Consider the following 23,170-nt stretch of genomic DNA (forward strand, 5'->3'; position numbering starts at 1 on the left):
TATTCCCCATTGAATTCTCCTATAATTTTGTGGTTAGATTATGGAAGATGTTACTTATGGAATGAACATACCCAAGAAGAAACATCTAATAATACTGGAAGATATTGGTGAGGTGCTAAATTGAAAGAAATACTTCTGATTCTACTATTGCAACTTATTTATGTTCCGATTTACACGCTGCGAACCATTTTCTTAGTAAAAAATATTACCATACTTGCCTCGATACTGGGTATCGCAGAAATGTTAATATACGTTTTTGGTTTATCCCTAGTATTTGGCGGTGACCAAAGCATACTCGCCATGGTTGTATATGCAGTCGGTTTTGGAATCGGAATAATTTTTGGTACGAAAATTGAGCAAAAACTCGCTATTGGTTTTATTAATGTAACCGTTAATACTCAAACCAAAAATGAACAGTTAGTTGATACATTGAGGAACAACGGATTTGGCGTCACTCTTTATACGGGCGAGGGCAGGGATAGCAACCGTTATCGGATGGAGATCTTGACAAAACGAAACCGGGAACAAGAATTGATAGCAACCGTTGAAAAGTTTGAGCCTAAGGCCTTTATCATTTCATATGAACCTCGTTATTTTAAAGGCGGATTTTTACTTGACCGGTTGAAAAATAAAGCAAGCTGAAATAAAAGGCAAAAGCCATGGGCTTTTGCCTTTTATTTGGTTTTTGATTTTCTTAACTTGACTGCTTTCGTTGCAGGTTGCTTTTTAATCCACTTTACATATTTTTTTAATGATTCATCATCTTTTAGCAAAACTACGTTATATAGTCGGATGGATAGCTCTCGGTTAGAGTACAAGGCGTGAATCTGTTTATGACATGATTTACAGAGATAGGCGATTGGTAAATGGATGCCGCCTTCCTCTCTTGGTGTTAAATGATGAATGGTTAATTCAATCTCATCCCTGTTACAAAGCTCACAAGTACCTTTCATCTCATCACACGGCCGTTACGGCTTTACGGATTTTCCTTCTTCAACAATATGAAACATCAAATGGGCAAGATGATGGATTGGCCCATACTCTTCGTTGTCTTCATCTTTATCATCTTCCGCTTCATCTTCATCCATGCCTTGTAAATAAAGGGCCATGAATTCATAAAAATCGTTTTTAGAAAAGGAGTAACAATCACTTGGATCTTGATTATCTTCTTCATACTGTAAAACAAGATGAGATAAATCCCCCTCATCATCTTCTGCATCAAAAAAGACGAAATACCCAATATTTGTATCCAGTTCGAATAATCTGCGAAATCCACGCGATGTTGTTTTTTCAAACTCAGCTGCCGTCAGTTTTTGCACTTGCATGGTGTCAACATTATCTTCTTGATGAAAGCTCACGATGAATGTGTTCATAATCTAACCTCCTGTTGAATATGGATAACCAATAGTATCCCCATTTAAACGAATTTATTCGATTTTAAAGGTTTGTTTCCAAGACAACCGGGCAATGATCACTGCCCATTATATCGCAGTGAATGTTAGACTCTATTAGAGAATCAGACAAACGTTTTGAAACAATAAAATAATCGATTCTCCACCCAATATTCCGCTCTCTTACTTTACTCATATAGGACCACCAAGTATAGGCACCTTCCTGGTTCGGATAAAAATGGCGGAACGTATCGATAAAACCTGCATCAAGTAGTTCAGACATCTTCCCGCGTTCCTCAGTAGTGAAACCAGAATTCCCAATATTAGGTTTTGGGTTCTTCAAGTCGATTTCCTGGTGTGCGACATTTAAATCGCCACAAAAGATAACTGGCTTCACCTTATCCAGTCCTTTAAGGTAATCAATCATCCCATCTTCCCATTCAAGCCGGTAATCAAGTCTCGATAAATCCCTTTTGGCATTCGGTGTGTATACATTCACCATATAAAATTTCTCGAACTCCAGGGTTATGATTCTTCCCTCCGGTTCCTCATCCTGCCCGCCTACACCATATTTCACTGAAAGTGGTTTTTCCTTAGTGAATATAGCTGTACCGGAATATCCTTTTTTCAATGCATAATTCCAATATTGATGATATCCTTCCAATTCAAGCGAAATTTGTCCTTCTTGTAGCTTAGTTTCTTGAAGGCAAAAAATATCGGCATCCACATCTTTAAAGTAATCTAAAAAACCTTTTTTAACACACGCTCTAATTCCATTAACATTCCAGGAAACCAATTTCATAATCTCTCTAATTCTCCTTATAGCCAACTAATGATTTCATTACATATCAACTATACTATTGATCTTGAATTTTTCCCATTAGAGTACATTCGAAAACAACCTGGCAAATGATTCTTTTGAACGTTCAAGCAGCCCGCGATTGTTATACATGATTGGATCTAATTTGTCGCAATCCTTCATATCCTCTTTGTAATGGCTGACAAGGTCATCTATGGAACGTGTTCCCATAAGAAAGACATTCACTTCGAAATTCAAATGAAAACTCCTCATATCCATGTTTGCCGTCCCTATAGAAGCGGTATCACCATCAACAATGATAAGCTTCTGATGTAAAAAACCTTTTTTATATGAGTATACCTCTACACCGAATTGAAGCAGCTCCCCGAAATAGGAACGACTTCCGTATTGGGTTAAAAAACCATCATTTACTGCCGGAACCATAAGTCTAACTTGTATCCCCTTTATCGCGGCATGTTTGATTGCCGCTTTAATCGCTTGGTTAGGTACGAAGTATGGACTTGCAATCCAGATTGATTCAGTAGCACTAGTGATAAGCGAATAGTAAAAATCACTCATGATTCCCTGTTGTGTATCCGGTCCACTTGCTACAACCTGTACAGCTCCATCACCTTTTTCGATTTTGTTTTTAATCTCCGGACGTTCTTGCAATACACCTTCTCCGCTGACATATTCCCAATCCATAAGGAAAACAGTATGAAGCATATATACAGCTTTCCCTTTAAGGACCATGTGTGTATCTCTCCAAAATCCAATGTTTTTATTTCTTCCTAAATACTCCTCACCTACGTTCAAACCGCCGACAAAGCCAATTTTGCCATCAACGATGATGATTTTTCGGTGATTCCTAAAATTAAACTTTTGATTGAAAAAACCGTGTTTCAAAGGGGAAAATGGATAAGCTTTTATCCCTGCATTTTTCATTCGCTTAACTTCATTATTTGAAAGGCTTAAACTGCCGGCGGCATCAAAAATGAATAAAACTTCCACACCATCTTTTGCTTTTTCAATCAGGATATCTATAATTTCCGTTCCAAGCCTGTCCGATCTAAAAATATAATATTCAATATGGATGAATTTTTCAGCCTTTTTTAACTGTTTAATGATTTCTGTAAATGTTTCATTGCCATTTTTCAAAACTTCTGTTTGCGATGATGTACTTATGGTCGTCTCAGATGCATTTTTGGCAAAATCGGCAAATGTTTGCTGATGATTATTCAAGAACGATAAATCTGGTGAAGATACATGCGTGACAAGACTCTTCCATTCTTCCCGGTCCTTTTTCCTTTTACTTTGAAACAAATACCCCTTTAAATAGAGCTGACCAGAAAATAGATAAAACATATATCCAAATACCGGAATAAACAAAAGCACATACATCCATAAAAGCGTTTCGTGAGCAAATCTGTTTTCCAGCATGAGTGAAAACATCGTAATAAACATAACAAAAATATATAATCCAATAAAAAATAGCTTCACGTCGAAGCTAACATCAGTAAATAGGATCATATACACTGCAGCAATTAAAATAAATAAAAATACGAACTCCATTCTTCTTCTTTTCATCTTTTCATTCTCCTACACAGCAATATTTTATATATATCTATACATATACCCATATTTGATGGTAAAAGAAACAAAACACTCGCGAAGACTTATTTTCGCAAGTGCTTTGTGTAATGCCTATCCAGTTTTCATTTCAATACAGGAGTCAAGCTTTCATATAGCTCCATATATTTTAAGGATGATGATGTCCAACTGAAGTCCAACTTCATTGCATTTTCGGTCAGCTTCTTCCATCTCTTCGGCTGGAATTTGTACAGCCCAACAGATTGTTCAATTGAATGCAGCATATCATGTGCATTATAATTCGTAAAACTGAAGCCATTCCCCTCACCAGTAAATTGATTATAGGGGATGACTGTATCACGAAGTCCGCCTGTCTCTCTCACCAACGGAAGAGTCCCATAACGCAGCGCCAGAAGTTGGCCAATGCCACACGGTTCGAATTGCGATGGCATCAGAAATAAATCAGATCCTGCATATATGCGCCTAGCTAAACCCTCATCAAAATATGTATTTACCGAAACTTGATTTGGATACTGCTCAGCTAAATGACGAAAAGCTGATTCATATTGCTCTTCACCAGTTCCTAAAAGAATGAATTGTATTCCTTGGTTCATCATTTCATGGAAAACATGGAGGATAAGGTCTATTCCTTTTTGATCAACTAGCCTGGTCACCATCGATATAACCGGAATGCCATCATTGACTGGAAGATTCAACGATTCCTGTAACTGACGTTTATTCTCCATCTTCCCCTCATAGGTATCGAAAGGAACTGCAAGGTATTCATCTGCGACAGGATCATATTCATCATAATCAATTCCATTGATTATACCTTTAAGGTCACCATTTCTTTTCCGTAAAAAACCATCCAAATTCTCCCCAAAATAGGGACTTTGAATTTCTTCTGCATAACTTTGGCTTACAGTTGTGACTATGTTAGAGAAGGCTAAGCCTGCTTTCAAATAACTGACATTTCCATGGAATTCAAGACCATCGACATTAAAATATAGCTCACTCAAATCCAGTAATTCTGCTAAAACAGATTTAGAATAAACTCCTTGATAGCGTAAATTATGTATGGTAAATATCGTTTTAATCTCCTTGTAGAAAGGATGATTGTGATAATGGGCTTTCAGTAATACACTGACAAGTCCGGTTTGCCAATCATGACAGTGGATGATATCCGGCTTTTCTTCTAAATAGGGTAAAGCCTCCAATACCGCACGGGAAAAGAACGCGAATCTTTCGCCATCATCGAAAAAACCATAACTCCCATGTCTTTTGAAATAATATTCATTATCCAAAAAGTAATATGTAATTCCATTTGCAACAAGTTTTTCTATTCCGCAAAATTGCTGGCGCCAGCCAACTGGAACTTCGATACTCGTCATATGCTTCATTTCTTGTTTGTAATGGTCAGGAAGGTCCCCATATTTTGGTAGGATGACACTTACATGGACTCCCTGTTTTTTTAGCGCTTTCGGGAGCGCGCCTATTACGTCTCCGAGCCCTCCCGTTTTTATAAAAGGGGCGCATTCTGAAGCAGCAAATACAACGTTCATTGCCGCACCTCCTCTATTAAATTACTTCCGCTTTTTTTATTACAGTTGGCTGATTCAAACCAATGACTGTTTTTTCACTCGTAATTTTCACTTCTTTATCAGTTATGATATTTTCTACGATAGCATCTTCTTCAATCTCACCTTTTTGCATGATGATGCTATTTCTTATGATTGCGCCCTTTTTCACCTTCACCCCTCGGAAGAGTATACTGTTTTCGACAGTTCCTTCAATAACACAACCGTTCGCTATCAAAGAATTGGTAACCTTCGAAGATCGTGAATATTTTGTCGGTGCTTCATGTTTGATCTTAGTATAAACATCCCATGTATCACCGAAGAAAGAACGGATGACGGTAGGGTTCAAGAAATTCATATTACTGGAATGAAAACTTTCAATGGAATGGATGAATGGCATATCTCCAGTAAAATTGTATCCTTTGACTGTAAAACGATGGAGATTGGCTTTCACAGCATCTTTCAAAAAGTCATATTCTCCACTGGCAACACAACTTTTGATCAAGTTCACCAATAAGGCTTTACTAATGACAAAGGTTTCTAAACAAACATGGTCACCAGGTTTTGGAATGGTATAAAAGCTAATGTCCGTGATATCCTCATCGGAATCTACTGAGCAAGTGTTATAGATTGGTTTTTCAATTAACTCCCCTACATAATCCTTATATACGACTGTGATATCCGCTTTATGTTTTTTATGGTAATCAAGCACTTCATTAAAATCCAATTTGCACACATGGCATCCAGGGGAAATGATGACAGTATCTGCCTCTGCCCGCTCGAAAAAGCTAAGGTGATCATAGAATTGCTTCATATCGCCTGTTACTTTTTCATCCGGATGGATCGGTGGCAAGATGTGTAATCCTCCTGACCGCCGATCCAGGTTCCACTCTTTTCCTGAGCCTAGATGATCCATTACTGAAAGATATTTTTCTTTTGGAAAAACGGCTACTTTTGATACATCTGCATTTATGAAGTTCGACATCGTAAAATCAATCAAACGGTAGCGTCCACCAAATGGCACAGATGCTACATTACGGTGAGCGGTCAGCTCTTTTAAATGTTGTTTTTCATTGATTAAGTTAATAATACCCAACACATTTTCCATAGCATCTTCCCCTTTTTCTAGTTAAGAGTAATCTTTTTTTTGTTTGGATTTATAATAGTCTGATTTTCGCCGATTAAAGTAATATCGGATGTAACCGCTGAATTACCAACTACGGCACCATTTTCAATAATGCAATTGCTGGCTATGATGCTTCTTTCTATATGAACATTTTCACCAATTGTAACATTAGGCATGATCACTGAATCTTTTATGGTTGAGCCATAGCCCACCTGTACATTATAGGATAAAACAGAATGTTCAATCTTACCATGTATCATGCACCCTTCATTGATAAGCGACTGACTAACCTCAGCATCTGATGAAATATATTGCGGAGGATGATTTGCATTACGGGCAAAAATTTTCCATTGCTGATCATCCAACTGAAAGTTTGGCTTTTCCTCCAATAAATCCATATGGGCCTGCCAAAGGCTCTCGACCGTACCAACATCTTTCCAATAATCATTAAAACGATAGGCATATAGCTTTTTTCGATCTTCAAGCATTTTTGGAATGATATTGCTACCGAAATCATTAGAAGAAGTTGCATCTTTTTCATCGTTTATTAAATAACGTCTTAGGGTCTTCCAATTGAAAAGGTAAACACCCATGGAAGCGAGGTTGCTTTTTGGATACTTTGGTTTTTCATCGAATTGGGTGACCTTATCATCATCATTGGTATTCATGATTCCAAAACGACTTGCTTCTTGCCATGGCACTTGAATGACAGCTATAGTAGCCTCTGCATTTTTTTCGATATGATAATCCAGCATCTTACTGTAGTCCATCTTATAAATATGGTCACCGGAGAGAATCAGTACATGCTCCGGATCATAGTTATCAATGTATTGAATATTTTGATAAACGGCATTTGCCGTCCCTTTATACCACTCACCGCCTTCTTTCCCTTGATAAGGGGGAAGAACGGAAACTCCGCCAACATCCAAATCCAAATCCCAAGCTTTACCGTTCCCAACATAATCATTTAGAATTAATGGCTGATATTGGGTCAGTACCCCAACCGTATCAATACCAGAATGAGTGCAGTTACTTAATGGAAAATCGATGATTCTATATTTACCGCCAAAGGGAACAGCTGGTTTTGCCAAACCAATGGTTAATTCACCTAACCTTGAACCCTGGCCTCCTGCCAATAACATTGCTATCCATTTTTTCGCTCCCACTATTCGTTCACTCTCCCCCGTCTTTTTTTTGTTTGCTTCATATAGATTGAAATGCCTAGTGGAGGTACAGTTATTTCCATACTGAATGGTTGATTTTGATAAGCTTCTTTTTTAACATTAATGGGTTCTTCATTGACCTGACCAGATCCTCCGAAAGCTGCTGAGTCACTATTGAACACCTCAATATATTTTCCCTGAGATGGTACACCGATTTGATAATGTGTATGAGTCTGTGCAGAAAAATTACAGACCACAATACAATAATCGCCTTTGCGTTTACCTTTTCTCATAAAGGTAATGATACTCTGACTACTATTGTTTGGATCTATCCATTCAAAACCCTCCTGGACATGATCAAGTCTCCACAAGGAGGAAGTTTCTCTATAAAATTTCTGTAGAGTGCGGAAGTAATAGGACAGTTTTTCATGAGATTCATATTCCAAAAGCAGCCAATCCAATTGTTCCTCATCTTTCCATTCTATGAACTGGCCAAATTCACCGCCCATAAAGAGAAGCTTCTTTCCAGGATGCGTCATGAAATATCCAAAGAGCAAACGCAAATTCGCAAATTTCTGCCAATAGTCACCTGGCATCTTATTTAATAGCGACCTCTTGCCATGAACTACTTCATCATGTGAAAAGGGTAAGACAAAATTTTCTGAAAAAGCATAGAAAAATGAGAATGTTAAGAGACTATGGTGATATGGCCTTTCCCCAGTATCAAGTTTCATATATCGCAGGATATCGTTAGTCCATCCCATATTCCACTTATAATTAAACCCTAGACCGCCTATATCGGTAGGTGAAGTGATAAGTGGCCGATCTGTTGCTTCTTCAGCCATCATTAATGCATTGGGATATTTCTTGAAAACCACTTCATTAAGTTTTTGCAAGAATTGAATGGCCTCCAGATTTTCCTCACCGCCAAACTGGTTTTTTAACTTGACCGGCAAAGGGTTGTCGTGATTTAAATAAACCATTGACGATACAGCATCGACACGTACCCCATCAATATGGTATTCATCCATCCAAAACATTACATTCGATATTAGGAAACTGATCACTTCCGGTTTGGTGAAATCAAAGTTATATGTTCCCCATAACGGCCGATCTGCCTTGTTATGATCGATCGGTTCATAAAGTGGCGTACCATCAAAACGGGAAAGTCCATGATCGTCTTTACAAAAATGGGCTGGAACCCAGTCCAAGATGACACCTATACCATTTTGGTGGCAAAGGTTAATCAAATACTTAAAATCTTCCGGTGAACCGTAACGACTAGTTACAGAATAATAGCCCGTAACCTGGTATCCCCAAGATTTATCAAATGGGTGTTCCATTATGGCCATTAATTCTATGTGTGTAAAACTATTATCAATCACATAATCAACTAATCTATCAGCCAAATCACGGTATGAGTAAAATTCACCGCTTTCCGTCTGTTTCCATGTTCCGGGGTGCACTTCATAAATGGACATGGGTTTATGATAAATATTTTCCTTTTTCCTATCCGCTATCCACTTCGAATCTTGCCATTCAAAATTATCCAGCCTTTTAATGATCGAGGCTGTTTTTGGTCTGACTTCCGAATAAAAGGCATATGGATCGGCTTTAAGGATACGTTTATTTCCAGGTGTATGTATTTCGTATTTATAAAGTTCCCCTTCTTGTAATTCTGGTACGAACAACACCCAGATACCTGAACGCCCGATCCGTTTCATCGCATGATCTTTTCCGTCCCAATCATTAAAATTACCGACTACTGAGACTTGCTTGGCATGGGGGGCCCAAACGGCGAATCTTACTCCTTCTTTACCTAATGATGTTACAATGTGTGCCCCAAGCATTTTATAACTTTCATAAAGGGTGCCTTCATGAAATAAAAACAAATCGAAATCGCTTGGACAGTTCTCTTGTAGCTGGTCGATAATTGTATCCAATAAAACCCCTCCATAAATATGAACTCGATAGTATTTTAACCATCCTTCCCCAGTTATTATATATATTCGGTGAAAATGATGTTAATCCTTCCAATGGAGGAGAAGTTATTGTAATAAATGCCCGTTTTTTTCAAAATTAAAACATTTTTTCGAGAAAAATAACCATTTTATGTAAAAATAATGTTATTTCAATAAAAGCTCTCCCTATTTTTTAGGAAGAGCTCTACGTTTTCCTGTATGAATACTTCATGTTACTTGTTCGGTGCGCATCATGTGAGTTTTCGTTAAGAATAAATAAGATAAAGAGACGGACCATGCCAAGGGAGTATTCCTGTTAGGAATATTACTGCCTCCAATATATAACTCAGGGACTTCCCAATTTTCTGGAATGATCATTTTCGTTTTATCTATATATTCCTTTACTTTGTTCATCATACCAAGTTCATGATAGCATAACCCCAACCACGGAAGCCCGAAACACCATTCCGCCTCTTGGCCTTCATTATAATAAAGGTCCTTTTCATATCGTATACAGCCGCTCGTTCTCTCAAGCCGCTCAGTGACATCCTTCAATATTTTAAGCGCTATATTACGATCGACGAGTCGATAAGGATAAATTAAGGATAAAAGAGCTAAATCCGTATCTTTTGAAGAACTTTCTCTTGGAAGTAGGAAACGGAGTGTTTCTTCTCCCTTTTTAATTAGTTCCTCCTTTACGTTGACCAGCATTTTGACTGAATTCAGACCAGCAACACATGCACCGATGCTTGAGGCGTGAATTTCGACATTTTCTTCCCACATCCCGTTATCTTCCGACTGCCAATATTGCAGGCATTCTAAATAATTGACCAACTTTTGAACGATTTGTAAATCACGTTCATTTCTTATCACCCTTTTCCCATGCCTGTATCCTTCTCCAACACCCCATAAAAAGGCACCTACCGCATCATTTTGAGCATGCCCCCACTCATCGGGCAGTTCTTTTAGCTCAGGGGAATATCGGGCATGGATATATTCATATAGATATTGGGGTTTCTGTTCAGTATGAATATCTATCTTCCACTCATAGGATTGAAATAAGTCGAATAAAGCGTGATATGCCTTCTCATAACGATTGGATGGGTCATTTATAAAAGGCAGTACTGTATAAACGACATCCCTTATCCAGACATAATTATAATCATTGGAAACGCTCGCAGTGTACGCACCATTAGGAAGCCGCATACGATCAAGAACCTCTAGGGCACCATTTACATTCATTAATTGAACACCTCCATAGTTACTTGCTTATTCCCATTGTTGACAGACTGCCGTTTTCTAAACGTTGGTTCATTCATTTTAAATTAGAAGCGCTTTCAATTCAGTTAAGCTAAACTGACGTTTCAGAAGTTCATTTACCCTAGTTTATGTAATCACTGCCTTTTTTGATAATCAAGCTTCCAATGTTCATTAAAAAGCGTTATATGCCTAGCCAATTTGAACGGATTCAAATAGGAGCTTGTTTTAAATTAATGAAAATGATTTTTTTTTGCATCTGCGAATTCACGCTCTATCGTTTTGATTTCTTTACACCTTCATCACCTCAAGTTCTAATGCATCTATTTAAAACAAAAAAGACTGTAGACAAAAGGACTATGTAAAAACAAAGTTGATTGGAACGGGTGTGCAAGACTCCTGCGGGGAAAACGCCTCCAAGGGTGACGGTTCCGAGGAGGCTCCCCGGCCACCCGAGGAAAGCGAGTGCCTGGAGCGGAAATCAACGGTCAAGTTTTACAAACACTCAAATGGTCTATAGCAATATCAATTATTATCAAGTTTGTAGGAAAAAGGAGTTCTATCTATCGGTTATTACAAAGTTGATTGGAACGGAAGGTACGAGACTCCTGCGGGAAAAGCGTGTCTACGGGAGACCCCGCAGGCGCAGGGCGCCGAGGAGGCTCCCGGACCGCCCGCGGAAAGCGAGTGCCTGGAGTGGAAATCAACGGTCAAATTTTAAAACCCCCAAAAAAACTGTAGACAAACTCATTATTATCGAGTTTGTCTACATGCTACATTCATGGCAGCGAAAGTAAGCATCGCATGTATCGACAATTTTCTAAGTATTCTTAACGTAGTCCAATGCAAATGGACTTGGAGAGGGCTAAATGTGACCTAAATAATGACCTAGGATATGCCATGGCTTTTCCTTTCAGCTTTATCCTGATCCATCTCATTTTTTAATAAATTTCGTTAATGGGATTCCAATTTGTGGAGCAGAATTGGTATCTCCCTATATATTTCAATGATTTCTTCTATCCGCATTCTCACTAATCCACTGGATGAAGGGGCAACGAATTCCATGCTCCTTTTTGATGAAGGATCTTCTTGCAGACCCCATGCGATTTTTCGTAATTGCCGATATTCCTGATAAACACCCTTGCCTACGAAACAGACAAGTTTAGGTTCATACTTTTCAATTTTCCTTTTTAATTGCTTCCTTCCTTTTATGTACTCTTCTTTTGTGATTTCGTCAGCACCTTTTGTAGGCCTGGAAACGATATTTGTAAAACCATAACCTAAATCCAGTAAAGAAGAATCCTCAGTCGGGTGATATTTCCTTGGTGTCAGCCCGGACTCGAAGAGGATTTTCCAAAAACGGTTGTTAGGATTCGCATAATGATGGCCTGTCTCTCCTGACCGGATACTTGGATTGAATCCAACAAATAATATTTCCAAATTTTCTTTTATATGATCGGGTATGCCTTTCATTTTTTTACTCCTTTTCTAATCCCTTATCTAATTATTGTACAAAACCGAAAAATATTTAACTACCTTTTCCGCCATTTCACAGTACCTTACACTATATACAAGAAAAAATCACAGATTAGGATTCTACAACCATTGAAATATCGGCTAATAACGAACAAAAGAAACAGCCACCTGATAGATGGCTGCTTCTTCTTATAAATTATTGTGCGTTATCTACGCGTACAAATTCTATTTGATCTAATGGGATAGTAATAATATCCAAATCACTTTCATAACCTGGGGCCGATTCTGTTATTCGAATGATTTGGTTGGTTACCCCATGTAACACTCCCTCAAATAAATCACTGCTCGTAGCCACTGTGACCGTGTTCCCAATGTAATGTCTTAATTGTCGATAAAAAATACTAGCTAACAATGCATTCTCCTCCTTAAATAGGCTCTCTAACTGAATTGATTGCTCTTAATGGAACAAATACAACAGTTCCGGCGGTTTCGCTAATTACGATATAATCAGATTCAATAGCACTTAAGATCCCAGTCACTGGGGCAAAGTCATTGGAAACCGTTACTGTTCTTCCTAGTAATTTTCTTAAAACGCTTTTTAAATCATTATACGACTCACCAGTTGGCTCTGTTCCAGGTCTCCCCGGACGCCCATTTTCAACAAGCCATTTATAGAAGAGATAGTCTGAGGTATTGTTTGTACATTGCTTCTCACTTTGCTTCTCACTTTGCTTCTCGTTACTCATTTTTTTACCACCTTTTTGATTGTTATTTCTTTACCTTAATGCTCGCATTTCTTTTTCTAATCTTCCTTTCGGTCCCCCTTTCTTTTCTTTCATACAGCAATGAACTCATTCTCGATCGAAAATGTGAATGCTGGTATGGATCCGACTAAAAATGAATTTTCGGTCTGGATTTGTGCTAGGATTTTTGCCTAGATTCGATCTTCTTGAATTCCTTGATCCACTAGAGTCACTTGATTTCTTTGAGGATCTTGAAATTTTGCTGCGCCTTTCTTATATCGCTTCAAAAGTAGTATATTGATGACTTATCTTTTTGGCTTGGACTAAACCACCTTTTTTTTCATTACTTGAATTTATATTTGAAGGTTTTACAAAACCATGTCCAATTCTTAAAGAACTGAATATGATACGGTTGAGGTGATAATGGTGACATATAGACGAATAAAGGATTACAAAAGCATTGTTCAAACAGATTATGCGGACGGTAATAATGGTTGCGCCATGATAAATGGGATGGTTCTAGATGCCCTCTCTAAATTCTTCATTAAAAAAAGTTCAACTCAAATTAAAGTTCATTCATTTCATGAATCGGACGAATTTTGCCTAATAGGAAAGATATCATGAAAGCCACAAGAGTTCTGATGGTGTTAGATACAATGGATGTAAGTGGAACGGAAACGCATGTGTTAAGTCTTGTGAAGGAATTACAGTCTAGAGGGATATACACAGCGGTACTTACTGGAAATGGAAGCATGATAAGTCGATTACGTGAAACGGGATGTACCATTCATCACATGAATTTCCCTGCCGCATTAACAATAAAGTCAAAGACGGAATCTCTATTGTTAAAAGGGCTGGTTGATTTAATACGTCAAGAACAGATAACACTAGTGCACGGTCACCAGATTACTTCCGGCCACATCTCGGCCAAGGCAGCGAAAATCTCTAATATTCCGTTCGTTTTCACACTTCACGGGACATACTTCCCTGATTGGGAGATTAGAAGTGTCTTACAGTTTACAGATGCCGCGATTGCCGTAAGTGAGCCGGTGAAAAAATATATTCAGCCTTTTTTCCCTAAGAATATATCAGTGATTGCTAATGGAATTGATACTATCGATTTTTCCCCTTCCCCTTCATTGGAATTAAGAAAAAAAATGAATATTCCTTTGAACGCTAAAGTAATTGTTTACTGCAGTAGGATTACTCGTCATAAAGCAAAAATCTGTATGCTTTTAATCAAAGCCTGCAGGGATTTAAAATTAAACGATATTTCCAATCTCCATGTAATCATCGTCGGTGACGGGAGACAACTCAAGGATATTAAGAATATGGCAGCAAGTATCCAATCTTCATGTAAGGAGGAATTCATTCATTTCACTGGGGAACAAAAGAATGTTAGGGACTATTATGCACTTGCTGACTATGTCGTTGGTACGGGGAGAGTGGCATTGGAAGCAATGGCATGCGAAAAGCCCATCATTTCTTGTGGAAATCACGGCTACTTCGGAACGGTAAATAGGAATAATTTTCAACAAGCGTGGGAGTGCTACTTTGGGGATCACGGGGCAAAACAAACATGTAACCAAGCCATTCTATATCAGGACTTACGCAACCTTCATCAATCAAATATCGGTGTTCAAACAGGAAAGGATTTAAGAAAGTTGGTAGTAAAACAATTCGATAGTAAAAAAAACATATTACCGCTTATTGAATTATATGAAAGTACGATTCAATCATTTGAACAGCAGCAGACCATAAACTAATGGTCCTGCTGCATATTCCATAAATGGGATAGATAAAATTGAGCTGATTTTAGGATAGGGGAGCTTTTCATGCCTTATTAGGAGAATAAAGCTACATAGAAACTAGCCGCAGACGTCTCTCAATTATCAAGACAGCCAAAAAGCGAGAAAAATAACAATATGATATAACACTGCTATGTTCTATCTTAGGAACTATAGGGATTCTATCTATGAAACGAATCTAGGAACCCACTTACAAACCTTTCATTAAATGACTTTTCTCGTAGGTATTCTATGAACCTATGATTATTTACATAAAAGCTGCCACTGTCCACCTCGGTTTTTAGGAGGCATTCCGCTGTTGTTCGATATGACCATGTTTTTTTGCTGTGGACATCTTATTGATGGTAAAAAGGATTCCCGAAATCCAAAAAATCACAATACCAGTATAGATATATATATGGGATTCAACCGGAACCCATGCAGTTAAAAGTGTTCGAACATTGATTAATATAATGAAGCCACCTACTAAGACACCCATTAGTTGAGCAGGAAGCATCCTGACGAGCCAGGCTGCGATTGGTGCGGCAACCACTCCACCTATTATCAATGCTACTACCCAAAGCCAATTGACCGCTTCCCATCCAAGAGAAATGATAAAACCGAGACTTCCGAAGAAAGCAATGGCAAATTCACTCGTATCTACAGTCCCTACGGCTTTTCTAGCAGTCATGCCTTTTTTCGACAATAAAACGGGCGTTGCGATCGGGCCCCAACCACCTCCGCCTGTTGCATCACAAAAACCTGCAAAAAGTCCTAATGGAATGGATTGTTTTGCTGTTAATGGTTTTACAGTTTCATTTTCCTTTGACGGTTTAAAAATAAATAAAAAGCGGAACAAAACGTATACCCCAAGACCAAATAAAAATATGGCAATATACGGTTTAGCTAATTCGGCAGGCAGATTGCTCAGGAAACATGCACCTACAAAAGCGCCTACCGAACCAGGAATGACCAAACGGTAGACCATGTTCTTATCCACGTTCCCAAACTTTATGTGTGATGCTCCTGACACAGCTGTCGTAACGACTTCCGATAAATGAACAGATGCTGATGCTACTGCAGGGGCAATCGCAAATGTCAACAAAAGGGAAGTGGAACTCACTCCATACCCCATTCCAAGTGAACCATCGATTAATTGGGCTAAAAACCCGATAAAGGCTAAAACAATTAACTTTTTCATGACCTTCCCCTTTTTCCACTAAAATAGAACCTTGATATCATAGACCCGAATGGCGGTTACAGTTTGCCTGAAAAGAACATTCAGATTTCAATTCAGATACAAAAGGCACCTAACCAATGTAAAACACATGTTGGTTAGGTGCCTTCAGTTTTCTGATCAGCCCAATGATTTTTATTCAGTTTCTACTGGCAAAAGCCTGGCTAAAAAACGATATCTTTCTTTATGGGAATATTTATAAATATCCTCTATGGAATCTTTCAACAACTTAGATTTTTCCTCTTTTGAAAAAGAACCCTTTTTAATGATCATCCTTGCTTCGAAAAGAAATTCAAGATATTCTTCATATGACTCATCATACATTTCCCCTAAGTCATTCCGGATTTTTTTTGCGAGAGCTGGACTTGCACCTTGGGTAGAAACGCTTATGGAAAGCATGCCTCTATTCAATGTTGCTGGTATATGAAAATTACCCAGCTCATGATTACTAATTACGTTGATCAATTGATTTTGGGATGCATTCTCATACACTAGTTCATTAACTTCAGTAGAATCTGTTGCAACAATGATTAAAAAAGCATCTTTATAGTCATTTTCTTCCACTTCTTTAAGAAAAACATGAACCTTACCTTCTTTTTCCAATCGTTGAAATCCTTCGCATACCTCGGGACTTACGACGGTCACTTCAGCACCAGCTTCTAATAAGGGGCCAGCTTTAAAGTAACCTATTTTACCACCGCCGATAATGACACACTTTCTGTTCTCAATATTAAGCGTAATTGGATACATAAGCTCCCTCCCCACTCACTTCATGAATTCGTTCCGATATAGCTTGTTCAATCATTGGATGATAACCTAGATAACGGCAAAGTATGATTTGTTGTTCTCCCTTTTTCTGGATCTTTTTCAAATTGCTTTGGATGGACTGCATTAAGATACCGGTAAACAATAGATACGGAATGATAAATACTTGGTTTGATTGAGAATTCTCTGCAATATCCAATGCTTCTGCAAAGCTTGGTGATGCAGCGGTCAGATAACATTCTTCCACTTTGCTTTTTGGTAACCTGCTCCTTAGTAAATCCGCTAATTGACCTAAATCCCGTTTTACATCGGGATCGCTGCTGCCCCTTCCAACCAATAAAACCAATGAATCCTCCGTAACCTTTTCATTTGTTTCTTCCAACCGTTCCACTAATATGTCAACCATTTTATCACTGACACCTATGGGTCTTCCGTATTTCAAGACTACATTTGGATACCGTTGTTTCATTTTGTTCAAAATGACCGGAATATCATATTTTGCATGTACAGCAGTTAGCAATAGAACTGGAATGGCAATGATTCTAGTCGCACCTTGTTGTACACACCTTTCGTAAGCTTCTTCGATCGTAGGAGTTTCCATTTCTAAAAAGCAATACTCCTGAATGGCATTTGGCTGTGCTTCCATACAAACTTTAATAAAATCAATGGCTTGGGCTGAAGCTTCTTTAACACGGCTGCCATGGCAAATATATAAAATGGCCTCCATTAATAGGCCTCATTTGCCAACAAATTTTCGGTTTGTTTTGCTTCAAACCATTTGATTTTTTCTCGTAAATGAACGACATCGCCCACTACTATCATGCAAGGGTTGGAAATCTGTTCGTCATTGGCCGTTTCCACTACCTTAGCCAATGTACTGACAGCCGTTTTTTGCGTTTTTAATGTCCCCCAGTGAATAAGAGCTACAGGGGTTTCTGGACTTTTACCATGCTCCAATAGTTTCCCTTGAATATATGGCAGGTTTTTTACTCCCATGTAAATGGCTAATGTATCAATCCCTTTTGCCAGGGACTCCCACTTGATATTATCCTCTTCATCCTTTTTCCGATGACCGGTAACAATCGCGAAGGATGAAGCGTGATCTCTATGGGTGACTGGAATTCCTGCATAGGCGGAAGCAGCAATTCCAGCCGTAATTCCTGGTACGATTTCAAAGCTCACACCACTTTTGGCAAGGGCTTCCGCTTCCTCTCCACCGCGTCCAAAGACAAATGGATCGCCACCTTTCAAGCGGGTGACTACTTTTCCTTTTTTTGCAAATTTGACTAAGAATCGATTGATCGTTTCTTGCTGCAACAAATGATAATTTGGCAGTTTACCACAATTAATCAATTCCACACCGTCTTTTGCATAATTTAGTAGTTCTTTATTGACAAGTCGATCATATAAAATGACATCAGCTTCTTGAATACATTTTAATCCTTTTAATGTAATTAAATCTGGATCTCCGGGACCGGCTCCTACTAGATAGACTTTTCCCATTTTTGCAACCTGCCCTCCCTTAGAGAATTGTTTCGAATTCCGCTAAAACGAAACCTGCTCCATTTTTAATTTTCTTTTTTTCGTATAAAGAAATATCATCAACTTCCGGCATTTTCAAATAATGCTTTTCCAGCTCAATATCAACAAGCTGAAACGCCTGTTCATCTGAATCAGCGACAATGATGACATGGATTGGTTCTTCCTTGATCGTGACTTCAAAACGATATAGATTCATAAATAGCTTACCTTCCCTTAGACGGCCACTTCTTCTAATATATCATCAAGCTTGCTTTGTAACTCTGTTTTCCCTACCCTTTCCACAAAATCAAGGAAGGTTTCGGAAAGGAGCTTTGTTTCTTTGAAAAATAGGATAAGTTCTTTCAGAACATAATAGAGTTGTTCAGCCTCCACTTTCCCTTTAAGTTTTTCATTGAACTTCCCGCCCTCATTCAGGGTACCGCCGATGTATATCTCAAAAGCTTCCACCATCTGTTTTTCCTGGTTTTTCATTTTTATGCCTTGCAGTCCTATTTCGGCAATCGCTCTTTGACCACAGTTATTAGGACAACCTACCATATGCATCCTTACTGGTACATCCAGATCGATTTCCTCATCAAGTGTTTCAGAAATGGTCCTCATTCTGTTTTTTGTTTCGACGAGTGCCAGGTTACAATACTCGATGCCTGTACAAGATACGGAATAACCAATGAATTTTTTTGGTTGATAAGGAAATCTTTCAAAGATGGGTTCCTGTTTCAATTCCTCAAGTTTTGCATCCGGCACATTTGGAATAATTAGATTTTGAGAATTACAGTTGCGGATTTCACCATTACCATATTTTTTAGCAAGTTCTGCAAACTCAATCACTTCGTCTGGAGTTAGACGGCCAACTGGAATATTGACTCCAACATAGTTGAGTCCTTCTTGCTTTTGTTTATGGATGCCGTAGAAATAACCTGCATTCCACCCCTTTACTGCACTTTCTCCCTTTTCAGGAAGCGGACCGGTGTATTCCAGCAATTTTTCCTTGAATTTTTCAGGACCCCAGTCAGCTACAAGAAATTTCAATCGCGAGCGATGCCGTTTTTCACGGTACCCAAAGTCACGGAATATCGTCGTGATGGCGGCCGCCACTTCGACTGTTTTTTCAGGTAAAATGAATAAATCAAGTTCTTCTGCCAGCATCGGAACGGAGGATAGCCCGCCTCCTACTTTTACGTGAAAACCTACTTCCGTTACTCCATCAATTACTTTAGTAGCTGGATTGAAAGAGACACAGTTGATTTCGGCATTGGAAGCATTGTGAATATTAGCACTAATGGACATTTTATATTTCCTTGGAAGGTTTGAATAGTCTTCGTTAAGGCGGAAATATTCAAATACATCATAAAGGACATCACGTGTATCAAAAAGTTCGTCACGATCGAGACCAGCTAATGCATTCCCGATAATATTACGTGTAATATCTCCACAAGCACCAGCCGTAGTCATTCCAACCTTTTCCAAACGATTTAAGATATCCGGGACTTGTTCGATGGTCAGCCAGTGGAATTGAATGGCTTGACGGGTTGTAATGTCATATACATCCCTCCCATAATCTTTGGCGATGTTAGCTAGTGTGATTTGTTGATCATAAGAAAGGATTCCCCCGGGAATAACGACACGCATCATCCAATAACCAGCTTCTTTTGGGCGTTGCAAGTAAAGACCTGCCCACTTGAACATATCCCAATTCTCTTTAGGGATGGATTCAAAACCATTTGCAGCGTAATGTGGAATATCATCAAATATCTTCAATCCGTCTTTTTCCAATTTCCAGATTTCCGTTTTATTTTTAGCGATTAGTGGATTTTCCGACCAAAACTTCTCATAAACCATTACATTTCCTCCTTGATTAAATCGCTCTCTTTGCTGTCAAATAACCAATGACCTGTTCAACGCACTCTTCAATGCTGTATTGGTCGGATTCTAAAACGATTTCCGGTTGTACAGGTTCTTCGTACGGAGAATCGATTCCAGTAAAGTCTTTAATGATACCCTTACGAGCCTTGTCATAAAGACCTTTAGGATCCCGAACTTCACACTCTTCGATTGGGCACTTTATGTATACTTCAATAAACTCCCCGTCTTCAAGTAAATCACGCACAATCTGGCGATCTGCCCGAAAAGGCGATATAAAAGCGGTCAATACGAACTGCCCACTATCCACGAATAGCTTGGAAACCTCACCGATCCGCCTAATATTTTCTGTTCGATCCTCTTCAGAAAAACCCAAATCTTTATTTAAACCATGACGGATATTATCCCCATCCAAAACATAACTTCTAATATTCCGGTTATATAACTCCTTAGCCACTGCATTCGCAATCGTTGATTTTCCTGACCCAGATAGTCCCGTAAACCATAGAACAGTACTCTCATGTCCGTTCTGTTTTCGGCGAAGTTCCTTGGTCAATGTCGATTCATGCCAAGTTATGTTAGTATTTTTATTCATTATGATCCCCCTCTTACTTCATTCCTTCATTTTGAAACGCTTTAGTTAAAAACTTCATTCTTCTTTAAACCCTCGATCAATACCTCGATTACTTCTTTACGACTAAAGGTAACTGGAGGAATTTCACCATTACGTAACATTTCCCTAACCTTCGTACCGGAGAGGATAACATGGTCTTCCTTGCCATGCGGACAAGTTTTAGCAGAAGCCATATTGCCACATGCTTTACAATAAAAACTATGTTCAAAGAATAATAGCGTGATCCCTAACTCATCAGCGTTAAAATTCCCAAAGATTTTTTGAGCATCATATGTGCCATAATAATCGCCCACACCTGCATGATCACGTCCGACAATAAAATGGGTGCAACCATAATTTTTACGGACCATCGCATGGAAAATGGCTTCCCTTGGTCCTGCATAACGCATTGCAGCAGGGAAAACGGCAAGGGAGACGCGATCCTTAGGATAATATTTTTCAAGCAGAACTTTATAGCTCTCCATTCGTACATCTGCTGGAATGTCATCCGATTTGGTGGCACCTACAAGAGGATTCAAGAATAAACCGTCGACAATCTCCAGTGCTGTCTTTTGTATATATTCATGTGCACGGTGAACAGGGTTCCTCGTTTGGAATCCAACAACCGTTTCCCAACCTTTTTCTGCAAAAGCTTTCCTTGTCTCAACAGGATCCAAATAATGATCTTGAAATAACGGACGCTCGATTCTCTTAACCAATTTTATCTCTCCACCGACATATACATTTCCGCGGTTATATAAATTTTTCACACCTGGATGCTTCTCATCATCCGTTTGATATACTAATGTCGCTTCCAATTGTTTATCAGGTGTGAAAATATCAGAAACAAGGAGAACTCCGTATGTTTCACCTTCATGATTCAACTTTACTTCTTCTCCGATCGTGATTGTTTTTGCAGATTCTTCGGTTAACGGCAGTGTAATCGGGATGCTCCATACATGACCGCTACTAAGCCTCATATCTTTGACAACTGCCTCATAGTCACTTTTTGTGAAAAAACCTTTAATCGGACTGTAGGCACCAGTGCCTATCAATTCAAGATCACTTAAAGCAATTTCATCAATTTCGATTGAATTTGTTATTTTACTAAAATCATATTTTGGTTCCCAAAGATCGATTAATGTTCCTCCGTGCGGTAAACTGGTTGTCATGCTAATTTCCCCCTATGGTTTCTATTTATTTAAGATAAATGCAATCCGCATTCTGTTTTTTGAGCCCCTTGCCAACGGCCAGAGCGTAAATCATCTGCATTGAAGGCAGGTGCCGTACACGTTTTACAGCCAATGCTCGGATATCCATTATCATGTAGGATATTATATGGAAGTCCATTTTTGTGTGCATAACGCCAAACATCTTTCCATGTCCAATGAATGAGTGGACATATTTTAACTGACTTGAATTTATTATCTTTATTGACATACTCGGTAAGAGCCCTTGTTTCTGATTGCTCCCGCCTCAGTCCTGAAAGCCAAGCTGTCGCCGTTGAGAGCACATCGGTAAGCGGGATGATTTTACGGATATTGCAACACTTGTTGGAATCATTAACCCATAATTCATCGCCATATTCCGCTGCTTGTTCCTCAAGCGTCAAAGCAGGTTTCTTCATTTCTATAGAAAGCTTTGGATACCGCTTTTTCACTTGGTCGATCAATTGGTAAGTTTCCTCAAAATGAACATCGGTATCCAGGAAAACAATCTTTGCCGAAGGATTGACCTTTGCCAATAAATCCGTAAGCACTATGCCTTCAATTCCAAAGCTACATGCATATATGAGTTTATTGCCATATTGTTCATTTGCCCATTGCAGAACTTCTAATGCTCCTTTTGTCTCACTTTCTTCAGGAAAAGCAGGTAAAACTTCAGTGTTGAAATTTTCATAGTTTATTAATGCAGCCAACTTTATTGCCCCCTCTAAAACTTGCAGTATGTTTCACTGGCTAGAGTAACTGGTGATCAATATCCGCTGTAATTTTCTCAAGTTTATATGACTCTAGGAAAAAGAGACGAATTTAACCAATACTCTCTTTATATTAGTTAAACACGCCTCTAGTTTTTCTAGTCAGCAGATACCTTATTTAATTCTCAGCTTTTCATTTCTTTCCATTTGAATGATTTTACCATCCTGGACAATAAGTGTAATGGACCCATATTTCATTGACTGAAGCATTTCTTGAAGTCGTTCAAATATTTCTTCAAGCTGATTCTCTTTTTCCAAACCTGTTCCTCCTTTAAGAAAATCCGCGAATCATTTATTTCACCGCC

24 protein-coding genes are annotated in these 23,170 nt (G+C 38.6%); 2 read left to right on the plus strand and 22 right to left on the minus strand.

The window, feature by feature from the left end:
- The first annotated feature begins 120 nt into the window (after positions 1-120).
- Positions 121-642, plus strand: coding sequence for a DUF2179 domain-containing protein (locus ACFWE9_RS18700; RefSeq protein ID WP_063233682.1), 522 nt, complete (start codon positions 121-123; stop codon positions 640-642).
- 32 nt (positions 643-674) lie between these two features.
- Here ACFWE9_RS18700 and ACFWE9_RS18705 read toward each other — a convergent pair whose 3' ends face one another.
- The 12 genes from ACFWE9_RS18705 to ACFWE9_RS18760 all read right to left on the minus strand — a co-directional run bounded on the left by ACFWE9_RS18705 (position 675) and on the right by ACFWE9_RS18760 (position 13,086).
- Complete coding sequence (locus ACFWE9_RS18705; RefSeq protein ID WP_230155857.1) at positions 675-953, minus strand: HNH endonuclease; 279 nt, start codon at positions 951-953, stop codon at positions 675-677.
- Between the two features lie 15 nt (positions 954-968).
- Complete coding sequence (locus ACFWE9_RS18710) at positions 969-1,373, minus strand: cytosolic protein (protein ID WP_230155856.1); 405 nt, start codon at positions 1,371-1,373, stop codon at positions 969-971.
- 64 nt (positions 1,374-1,437) lie between these two features.
- Positions 1,438-2,193: an exodeoxyribonuclease III gene (locus tag ACFWE9_RS18715; RefSeq protein WP_230155855.1), complete on the minus strand. Its 756-nt coding sequence runs from the start codon at positions 2,191-2,193 to the stop codon at positions 1,438-1,440.
- Positions 2,194-2,271: 78 nt separating this feature from the next.
- Positions 2,272-3,777, minus strand: coding sequence for a cardiolipin synthase (cls, locus tag ACFWE9_RS18720; RefSeq protein WP_377358128.1), 1,506 nt, complete (start codon positions 3,775-3,777; stop codon positions 2,272-2,274).
- A 128-nt stretch (positions 3,778-3,905) separates the two neighbouring features.
- Positions 3,906-5,342, minus strand: a complete 1,437-nt coding sequence (glgA, locus tag ACFWE9_RS18725; RefSeq protein WP_230155852.1) for a glycogen synthase GlgA — start codon at positions 5,340-5,342, stop codon at positions 3,906-3,908.
- Between the two features lie 16 nt (positions 5,343-5,358).
- Complete coding sequence (glgD, locus tag ACFWE9_RS18730; protein ID WP_230155850.1) at positions 5,359-6,465, minus strand: glucose-1-phosphate adenylyltransferase subunit GlgD; 1,107 nt, start codon at positions 6,463-6,465, stop codon at positions 5,359-5,361.
- A gap of 17 nt (positions 6,466-6,482) precedes the next feature.
- On the minus strand, positions 6,483-7,649 hold the full coding sequence (locus ACFWE9_RS18735) for a glucose-1-phosphate adenylyltransferase (RefSeq protein WP_290370516.1): 1,167 nt from the start codon (positions 7,647-7,649) through the stop codon (positions 6,483-6,485).
- Positions 7,649-9,589: a 1,4-alpha-glucan branching protein GlgB gene (glgB, locus tag ACFWE9_RS18740; protein WP_230155848.1), complete on the minus strand. Its 1,941-nt coding sequence runs from the start codon at positions 9,587-9,589 to the stop codon at positions 7,649-7,651. The genes ACFWE9_RS18735 and glgB overlap by 1 nt, the downstream gene beginning before the upstream one ends.
- Positions 9,590-9,835: 246 nt before the next feature.
- Entirely contained in the window at positions 9,836-10,849 is a 1,014-nt protein-coding gene (locus ACFWE9_RS18745; protein WP_230155846.1) for a glycoside hydrolase family 15 protein, read from the minus strand.
- Between the two features lie 969 nt (positions 10,850-11,818).
- Complete coding sequence (locus ACFWE9_RS18750; RefSeq protein ID WP_230155844.1) at positions 11,819-12,337, minus strand: mismatch-specific DNA-glycosylase; 519 nt, start codon at positions 12,335-12,337, stop codon at positions 11,819-11,821.
- A 199-nt stretch (positions 12,338-12,536) separates the two neighbouring features.
- Complete coding sequence (locus ACFWE9_RS18755; protein ID WP_230155841.1) at positions 12,537-12,752, minus strand: LSm family protein; 216 nt, start codon at positions 12,750-12,752, stop codon at positions 12,537-12,539.
- Positions 12,753-12,765: 13 nt separating this feature from the next.
- The gene (locus ACFWE9_RS18760) at positions 12,766-13,086 is read right to left on the minus strand and encodes a DUF2642 domain-containing protein (RefSeq protein ID WP_230155839.1); all 321 of its coding nucleotides are present in this window, start codon (positions 13,084-13,086) and stop codon (positions 12,766-12,768) included.
- 617 nt (positions 13,087-13,703) lie between these two features.
- Here ACFWE9_RS18760 and ACFWE9_RS18765 point away from each other — a divergent pair.
- Complete coding sequence (locus ACFWE9_RS18765) at positions 13,704-14,849, plus strand: glycosyltransferase (RefSeq protein WP_230155837.1); 1,146 nt, start codon at positions 13,704-13,706, stop codon at positions 14,847-14,849.
- A gap of 322 nt (positions 14,850-15,171) precedes the next feature.
- On the opposite strand, the gene ACFWE9_RS18770 is transcribed toward ACFWE9_RS18765, so the two are convergent.
- The 10 genes from ACFWE9_RS18770 to ACFWE9_RS18815 form a co-directional block, all read right to left on the minus strand.
- A complete protein-coding gene (locus ACFWE9_RS18770) occupies positions 15,172-16,071 on the minus strand; it encodes a sulfite exporter TauE/SafE family protein (protein ID WP_230155832.1) in 900 nt (299 codons plus the stop codon).
- A gap of 171 nt (positions 16,072-16,242) precedes the next feature.
- Positions 16,243-16,857: an NAD(P)-binding protein gene (locus ACFWE9_RS18775; RefSeq protein ID WP_230155830.1), complete on the minus strand. Its 615-nt coding sequence runs from the start codon at positions 16,855-16,857 to the stop codon at positions 16,243-16,245.
- Positions 16,838-17,599, minus strand: a complete 762-nt coding sequence (locus ACFWE9_RS18780) for a sirohydrochlorin chelatase (RefSeq protein ID WP_230155828.1) — start codon at positions 17,597-17,599, stop codon at positions 16,838-16,840. The genes ACFWE9_RS18775 and ACFWE9_RS18780 overlap by 20 nt, the downstream gene beginning before the upstream one ends.
- The gene (gene cobA, locus ACFWE9_RS18785; protein ID WP_230155826.1) at positions 17,599-18,375 is read right to left on the minus strand and encodes a uroporphyrinogen-III C-methyltransferase; all 777 of its coding nucleotides are present in this window, start codon (positions 18,373-18,375) and stop codon (positions 17,599-17,601) included. The genes ACFWE9_RS18780 and cobA overlap by 1 nt, the downstream gene beginning before the upstream one ends.
- A gap of 19 nt (positions 18,376-18,394) precedes the next feature.
- A complete protein-coding gene (locus tag ACFWE9_RS18790) occupies positions 18,395-18,610 on the minus strand; it encodes a DUF3906 family protein (protein WP_230155822.1) in 216 nt (71 codons plus the stop codon).
- Positions 18,611-18,627: 17 nt separating this feature from the next.
- Positions 18,628-20,253, minus strand: a complete 1,626-nt coding sequence (locus ACFWE9_RS18795) for a nitrite/sulfite reductase (protein WP_230155820.1) — start codon at positions 20,251-20,253, stop codon at positions 18,628-18,630.
- 16 nt (positions 20,254-20,269) lie between these two features.
- A complete protein-coding gene (gene cysC, locus ACFWE9_RS18800; protein ID WP_230155817.1) occupies positions 20,270-20,869 on the minus strand; it encodes an adenylyl-sulfate kinase in 600 nt (199 codons plus the stop codon).
- 41 nt (positions 20,870-20,910) lie between these two features.
- On the minus strand, positions 20,911-22,059 hold the full coding sequence (gene sat, locus ACFWE9_RS18805; RefSeq protein ID WP_230155815.1) for a sulfate adenylyltransferase: 1,149 nt from the start codon (positions 22,057-22,059) through the stop codon (positions 20,911-20,913).
- 29 nt (positions 22,060-22,088) lie between these two features.
- A complete protein-coding gene (locus ACFWE9_RS18810) occupies positions 22,089-22,793 on the minus strand; it encodes a phosphoadenylyl-sulfate reductase (protein WP_377358134.1) in 705 nt (234 codons plus the stop codon).
- Between the two features lie 186 nt (positions 22,794-22,979).
- Entirely contained in the window at positions 22,980-23,123 is a 144-nt protein-coding gene (locus ACFWE9_RS18815) for a YezD family protein (protein WP_230155811.1), read from the minus strand.
- Positions 23,124-23,170 lie beyond the last annotated feature (47 nt).

Source organism: Peribacillus sp. NPDC060253, assembly GCF_042727425.1.
Taxonomy (GTDB): Bacteria; Bacillota; Bacilli; order Bacillales; family DSM-1321; genus Peribacillus.